This is a genomic window from Streptomyces sp. CT34 (assembly GCF_000805335.1).
In the GTDB taxonomy this organism is placed as follows: domain Bacteria; phylum Actinomycetota; class Actinomycetes; order Streptomycetales; family Streptomycetaceae; genus Streptomyces.
This window is the reverse complement of the sequence record NZ_KN708638.1, coordinates 6,305,123-6,312,501: the sequence shown is the minus strand read 5'-3', so window position 1 is coordinate 6,312,501 and position 7,379 is coordinate 6,305,123. Positions and strand designations below refer to the sequence as shown.

The 7,379-nt window shown below is 71.2% G+C and carries 4 protein-coding genes and 1 pseudogene; 1 reads left to right on the top strand and 4 read right to left on the bottom strand.

Features of this window, described 5'->3' with window-relative positions:
* The 4 genes from RZ84_RS41785 to RZ84_RS27490 all read right to left on the bottom strand — a co-directional run.
* On the bottom strand, window positions 1-325 hold a 325-nt coding region (locus tag RZ84_RS41785), incomplete at its 3' end, for an ATP-binding cassette domain-containing protein (protein WP_241778097.1).
* A gap of 393 nt (window positions 326-718) precedes the next feature.
* Window positions 719-1,702, bottom strand: coding sequence for an urea transporter (locus tag RZ84_RS27500; protein WP_078894767.1), 984 nt, complete (start codon window positions 1,700-1,702; stop codon window positions 719-721).
* An 87-nt stretch (window positions 1,703-1,789) separates the two neighbouring features.
* On the bottom strand, window positions 1,790-2,356 hold the full coding sequence (locus RZ84_RS27495) for a hypothetical protein (RefSeq protein WP_043266721.1): 567 nt from the start codon (window positions 2,354-2,356) through the stop codon (window positions 1,790-1,792).
* Window positions 2,353-4,392 carry an ATP-grasp domain-containing protein gene (locus RZ84_RS27490; protein WP_043266718.1) on the bottom strand — a complete coding sequence of 680 codons (2,040 nt, stop codon included), beginning with the start codon at window positions 4,390-4,392 and terminating at the stop codon, window positions 2,353-2,355. Before RZ84_RS27490 ends, RZ84_RS27495 begins: the two co-directional genes overlap by 4 nt.
* Before the next feature lie 865 nt (window positions 4,393-5,257).
* Between RZ84_RS27490 and RZ84_RS35625 the strand changes: the two are divergent.
* Window positions 5,258-6,878, top strand: a pseudogene (locus RZ84_RS35625) (DUF692 family multinuclear iron-containing protein).
* Window positions 6,879-7,379 lie beyond the last annotated feature (501 nt).

The window sequence follows — 7,379 nt, the reverse complement described above, 5'->3', positions numbered from 1 at the left end:
CCGGTGGGAGCCACTCGGCGGCACGGCGGGCGGCCTGCGGGGTGCGCAGGCCGTGGATGCGGCCGAGGTGGGTGAGGTAGCCGGCGGCCGTGAACGGCAGCGCGACCGGGAACCGTTCGGGAACGTAGGCGGTACGCGGGCGTCCGGTGATCCGCCCGGCGGTGGGTCGGTCGATACCGGCGAGCAGCCGCAACAGCGTGGACTTGCCGCTCCCGTTGGTTCCTTCGATACGCAGCAACGCACCTACGGGAACGTCGAGTTGCACCTCGCGCAACACCCATGGCCCGCGCACCCCGTATCGCCGCCCGACCCCGTCCAGCCTCATCCGCTGCGACACCGCTTCCCCTCCCCCGCCCTCATGACCACGGCGACATGTGAGGCCGTGGGGCCGTTGCGCCGCCCGCTGGTCCGTTGTGGATCGTGCCGGCCGGCAGGGCGTTCCCGGCGCGGCGACGGTCTCACCGGCGGGCGCTCCGGCCTCGTTACGCCGTCGACGATAGCCGGACCCGCCAACGGGCCCCTCGGAACCCCATCACCACAGCCCGACCTGCCCGACCACAGGTGTTTTCGTGCCAGTCCCAGCGCAGACACCGGATACCGGACGCAGTCGACGTCTTACGCTCGGGAGCGGCGGCGGGGTGACGGTTGTACTCCCATCAAGGCACGTTGACCGGCAACGCATAGCCCTATGGCTGTCCGCATGAGGCTGACGAACGGGTCAAAGGGCGCGCCGGAGCCGCGGGAAGGCGGGGACCGCGGCGAGGAACAGCCAGGTGGTGGTGATGAAGGGCCAGGTGAGTGTGCGTCCGCTGAAGGGCGCGAAGTACGCGTTCAGGGAGGCGGTGAGCACGGTGGTGGTGACCGCGCCCATCAGGGTGTAGACGGCACTCGCTACCGTTCCGGCCAGGTAGAGGGTGCCCAGGGCGATGGTCACCAGGACTGCGTTGTAGCCGTAGGCACCCGCGGCGACCGCGCCCGGCGGGACGCCCAGGGCCCAGGCGACGAGCACCGCGACGGCACTGCCCAGGACGGCGGCAAGTCCTTGGCGAAGCCCGGCCACGAACAGCCCCACCAGCATGATCAGGCCGACGTACCAGTGGGTCGAGAGACCGACCTGGGAGATGTTGGTGAAGAACCCGTGCCACAGGTCGGTCCAGGTGTAACCGCTGCCGGTGGCAGTCGCGACGGGCAGCGCGGCCGGGCTTCCGCCGTGCCAGACCTGGGTGAAGGCCGGGGCCGCGCTCACCATTGCCCCGCAGACGATGCAGAACGGCGCGGTCAGTACCGGCAGATGCCAGGGCGCCAGCATGGTGGTGAGTGCCGAGTGGAGCAGCACGCAGAGGACGGCTCCGCCTGCCGTCAGCACGTAGGTCGAGGGGGAATCGCCGAGGAAGGCGAGGAAGGCTATGCCGGTGAGACAGCCACTGAAGCCTTGCAGCCCGAGGTCGATGTTGCCCTTGTCGATGCCCAGGGCGTACGCGGTCGCGGTGGAGACCGCGGTGCCGAGCAGCCCGAAGACGCCCGCCTGCCAGCTGCCCACGAAGAACGCGAGCAGGAAGACGGCCCCGACCCACGCGTTCATCTGGAGGCTGAGCTGCGCGAAGCCCCGGCCCAGCTGCGTCGCCAGGCGCACCGGGCCAGGAGGAGTGGCGACCTCGACGGTGTCCGGTGCGGCTGTGTTCCGGGTATCCGGAGTAGACATGGGCGCCTCCAAGACGATCCGGGTGCGCTGCTGGTGCACCCGGAGGGTGGGAGCGTCCCCCCTCGCGGCGCTCGACCGGGTTCGGCCTCACGGCAGGACGTGCGTCGCCGATGTGTCAGGGGCGATGTGCCACGGCCCGTCTTCCTCGCGGACGGCGAGGACTCGACCGCTCCCCAGGTGCGCCCCCGCCCCCGTGAACCAGCGGGCTTCGCTCGGGTCCCACCAGCTGTCGCCAACCCGGAGCACCTCGTGGTAGACGACGTCCCCGCCGATCCAGGCATCGACGACCTGTGCCTCGTGCCAACTGGCTCGCCAGTGTGCGGGAGCCAGCGGCGCCGGCTGGAGTACCGCGCGGCCACGCGAGTGGGGTACGGCTTCCTGCGCGAGTACCACTGCCGCCACGTCGGCATGTACCCCGCAGTCGCCGCTGAGTTCATCCTGGTCCGGCAGGTCGCACCAGTGCGCCGGCCACTGTACGGGCCCCCATCGGATGAGCTCTGGGACGGCGGCGAGCGCGCCTCCCACATCCGTGTACTGCCTGAGCCTGGCGAACACGCCGTGCCGGACCGCCGTGCAGCACCCTGTCCCATGACTGGCCACACGGGACAGGCCGATCAGGTCGAACCGCTTCAGCTCCGCGACCAGGCCGGTCATGGTTGCCCCAGTTCCCGCGGCGCGCCCCCACACCCGAAGTCGTAGGCCATCGAGGTGTCGTACGCGCCGCACATGCCGAACGCGAGGTGGTCGCCTTCCCGGACGTCGCCCAGGTCGAGACGGCGTCCGAGCACGTCGTGCTCCATACAGGATCGGCCCAGGATCTTGTCCCGACCGGGGCACAACGGGACCCAGCGGGATCCGTCGAACCGCGCCAAAGGGTGCGGCTGATGCGGCGCCTCGGGCATGTCGCCCTCGGACGCGTCGACGACGATGTCGCAGCTCCGGCGGGACTCCCGGCGCACCATGACCTCGGTCACGACAGCGGCCGTCGGCTGTGTGAGGATCTTGCCCGGCTCCAGCACCATCAGCGGATCCGCCTCGCGCGCGGCGGACGGGCCGTGCTCACGTACGTACTCCAGCGACCTGCGCACATACGGCATGTCGTCGACGTGCCAGCCGCCGCCGACGTCCAGCACAGCCGGGGCCTGACCGAGTTGGTCCGCCAGCGGATCGGCGGCACTCAGCGCCGCCGCGCATTCGCGCTGCCAGCGCGCCGCGCCCAGGACGCTCTGGGCGTAGTGGAAGTGCAGCCCCCACGTGGCTCCGAGCCGGCGGGCGAGAGCACCGAGCAACTCGGCGGCCTCGACCATGACTTCCGGCTCGTGCAGGGGAATGCCGAAGCGGCTGGCGACGTGGACGGGGGCGGCGCGGATTCCCACGACGGCGGCTTCCAGCTGGAATCCGTCGTCCAACAGCGCACGAAGCCTGCGCAGTTCGGCTACGGAGTCGGCGAAGAAGGCCCAGCAGCGTACGCGGTCGGCGGCGGGCCACCACTTCGCCGGCCCGTTGAGGATCGCCCGCTCGGCTGCCAGGCCGAGCCGGTCGGCCGCTGCGAGCTCGGCCAGGCTGATCGCTTCGGCGACCATGCCGAGCCGTGCGGCCTCGCGCAGCACGTCCGGCTGCGGGCACGTCTTCACGCTGTGTGCGAGAAGTACCCGGCCGAGCCCTTCGACCTGCTGCTCCAGTGCCTGGAACTGTTCGGCGAACAGCGGGAGGAGGAGATGTCTGCGCGGGGTGGCCTCGCGCCCGGGAGGTTCGAGCAGTTTCTCGAATCCGCCCGTCCGTGCGGCTGTCGCCACAGGGGGCCGGATCGGCTCCTCGGTCACCGCGGGGCGTTCGGGCGGGAGCAGGCGTCGTTGGCCCAGGGAACTCATCCCTGAAGGGTGTTTGTCCGGCGGGCGGGGCAGCCCGTCGGCAACCCAGCCGAATGGGGTGATGCCCAAAGTGGGGTTGACCGGGATCTCCTGGACCACGCGGGTGAAGCCCGGTGCGAGCCGCCTGTCACGGTTGGCGGCTCGTCCCGCGGCCAGAGCGGCGGGCAGGTTGGCGCCGCACACCGAAGCTCCGTGGATCCAGGCGGGGAAGCGTGGGTTGATCTCCATGAGTGTGAGCTCGCCGTGCCAGCTCCGGATGAGTTCCAGCTCGCCACCGCCGGTCCACTGGGCGTCGGCGACCAGATCCGCCAGGCGGTCGTGCAGCCGTTCGTCCACTTCCGCGACTTCGCCGGCCCACGTCTTGCCTTCGCGCGTGACCGATGCCTTCGTCACGAAAACCGCGTCGAGGAGCCGCCCGTTCAGGGCGCAGAACGCGATGCTGAATTCCTGGCCGGCCACGTGCGCCTCCAGATGCCATCCACCGCCCCACGCCTGCTCGACGTCGTCGCCCAGGGCCAGCACGTCCCGGGCGGTGTAGGCCCGATGCGCGTCGTAGTACTGGCCCTTCACCCATACGCCATGAGGAGATCGGCGGACGAACCGGTCGATCGCAGGCCAGCTGGTGTCGGTCTCATGCTCCGCAACCTGGATGCCAAGCCGTTCGGCGGCGTCGAGAGGAGGCTTGCACACCAGGTCCAGTGCGGCCTTCGACGGGGCCAGGATCCGGTCATGGGAGCCCAACTCCGCGGCGAGCAGCCGGACTTCCAAGTCCAGGCAGGGGATCAAGAGCGCGTCGTCGGGCTCCAGAAGGCGGCACATCTGCTCTACCCAGGTCGCGAGATGCGCCCGTCTCCACGACGGGAGACACACCAGATCGTCCAGGACGTCCGAGTGCAATCCCGAGCTCTCCGGCGAATAGTCCAGTCCGACGATTCGGAGACCGGGCCAGGCAAGACGCAAGGAGCGGGCCACGCCCAAGCCTGGTGACGGATTCGTGTCACTGTGCATACCGCTGATGAAGACCGTGCCGACCGTTGGCGGACGGGACCTCTCACACTCGGCGGCTCGCCGAACACACTGCACCGACGACGGGGCGGTTCCCTCCAACGCCTCAGGCCCCGCGGCATCACGGCTTCCGCCCACTGGCCCGTGTCCGGTACGTGTTGGAAGCCCCATGTCGACATCATCAGCAGATGCGCCTCCCCGCGCACCCGGTGGCACCCGACGGAGTGAGGGGAGACCGCAGCTCATCGCGGCCGACGAGAGCGCCTCCGCCACATGGCGGGGACATGCCTCCGTTGCGGATCGGTGCGTGGGCCGGGGCCCGCCAGAACCGGACACCGCGCCAGGAATCTGCCGGTAGCTGATCTCGGTGTCGAGGACCTCGGAGACGATCCGTGCCATCTCGTCGGTCGACAGGGCCTCGGGCCCGAGGCAGCGGACCATCCGGCACTTCAGGGCCCCCCGCTGTCGCCGGTCCGCTGAGCAGTCGACGCCCGTCGAGCCGACGACCGACCCACCCGGCAACCGCCCCACCCGGCGGCCGACGCCCACTCCGAAGCTCAAATCGAGCTCTGAAGCGCGCGGAGGCATGATTAGCCCGCCTTGACGAGGTCATGAGTACCCCGACCACGGAACAAGGGATCACGGAACAAGAGGAACAAGAGGAGCAAGAGGGGGAGCGATGGAGCGGCTTGGTACGGGCATCGGCTGGCGGCCGGAGATCGCCGCGGAGATCGCCGCACTGCCCGGTGTGGACTGGGTCGAGGTGGTGGCCGAGAACGTCTGCCCCGGTCATCTGCCGTCCGCCTTGCAGGTGTTGCGCGAGCGCGGCACGACCGTCGTACCGCACGGGGTCTCGCTCGGCCTCGGCGGCGCCGACCGTCCGGACGCCGGGCGGCTGGCCGCGCTCGCCGAACGCGCCACGGCCCTGGGCTCCCCGCTGGTCAGCGAGCACATCGCGTTCGTCCGGGCCGGCGGTCCACTGACCGCGTCCCCGGCCATGGAGGCCGGGCATCTGCTGCCCGTACCGCGCACCCGCGACGCGCTCGCTGTGCTCTGCGAGAACGTCCGGATCGCCCAGGACGCGCTCCCGGTGCCGCTGGCGCTGGAGAACATCGCCGCGCTCATCAACTGGCCCGGTGAGGAGATGACCGAGGGCCAGTTCCTGTCCGAGCTGGTCGAGCGGACCGGCGTACGGCTGCTCATCGACGTCGCCAACCTCCATACGAACCACATCAACCGGGGCGAGGACCCGGCCGTGGCGCTCGACGGACTTCCGGTCGAGGCGATCGCGTATGTGCATGTCGCGGGCGGCGTCGAGCGCGACGGGTTGTGGCACGACAGCCACGCCCACCCGGTCACCCAGCCGGTGCTGGACGTGCTCGCCGAGCTCTGCGCCCGGATCGCCCCGCCCGGTGTGCTGCTGGAGCGCGACGACGACTTCCCCGAGGGCGGCGAGCTGGCCGGTGAACTCGACGCGATCCGCGCGGTGGTGAAGGGGGGCGTCCGTCATGCCCAGGCGGCTTGAGCCGGTACGGGGGAGCGAGGACACGGTACGGGAGGCCCAGCCTCCGGGACGGGCCGGCGAAGGCACCACCCCAACGAACGAGTGGCCGGAAAGGGACGAGAGGGAGGAGAGGAACGAGAGGAACCAGCGGGACACCCGGGAATCCAGGGAAGCCAAGGAAACCGGGGAAACCAGGGAACCCAAGGAAATCCGGAATACGGGGAACACCGTGAACACCAGTGACTCCTGCCGCGCCACCCAGGGCGGCGACGAGGTGGCTCCTGCATCGCCAGCCCCGGATACGCCCCGCCCGCAGCCGTCGTGCGGTGCCGGCGGAGCCGAGCGGCGCCCGGCGTCCGCGTCCGCATCCCCCTCGACGGACGCGGCGCGGGAGCGGCTGGCGCTGGCGCAGACCGCGCTGCTGTCGGCACTGGTGGCGGGGACGCCCGCGCCGGAGGGCTTCGACCGCGGCCGGCTGCGGGTGCAGAGTCGGGTACTGACCGCGAAGCGGGCCGCGGTCGTCGCCAAGGTCGCCCCCGAACTCCCGGAGATCCTCGGCGACGCCTACCGTCCCGCCTTCCTCGGCTATGCCCGGTACCGGCCCCTGCGCGGTGGCTACCGCCAGGACGCGCTGGACTTCGCCGCGTATCTGCTGGCCCAGGGCCGCCCCGAAGACCCGGCCGCGCGGCAGCAGTTGACGCGCTGGTGGCGCGACCGCGCGGGCCCCCGTCCGCCGTCCGCGCGCCCGATGGCCCGGCTCGCGCGCGCCGTGCGGCGCGCACTGCACCGGCAGTGAGGACGCCCCTGCCAAGCTCCCGCCACGCCTTCGCCGCGCAGGTCCGTTGGTCGCGTAGGCCCATACACCACGCAGGCCCATTTACCACGTAGAGCCTTTCGCCAGGCACGACCACCCAGGCGCGACCGCCCAGAGGCCCGCGCCCGGTTGCCCCCGCTCGCCCACCACGGCCGCGCGCCGCAGCTGTCAGGCCGGTCCGCCCCGAACCCGTTGTGCTGGCGGCGATGCTCGCCGCCAGCACCTCAGCGCCCCGGGGCCGGCGCCGCATACCGGCCATACGGGCCGCCCCGGCCAACGAAGCGGCGCGGGCGCGGGCGGGCCTACGGGAGGGCGGCCGGCGCCTGGTTGCGGCCGGCCTCGCCATCCTTCCGGGGGTAACCTTCCCCGTGCCCGCCGCGTTCGGCGATCCGGCCTTGCGCACGGTGCTCCACTCTTCCGGGGTATAGCGTCCGACACCGGAGCATGGTGCTTTACTTCGTTACCATCTGGCCCAACTATCCC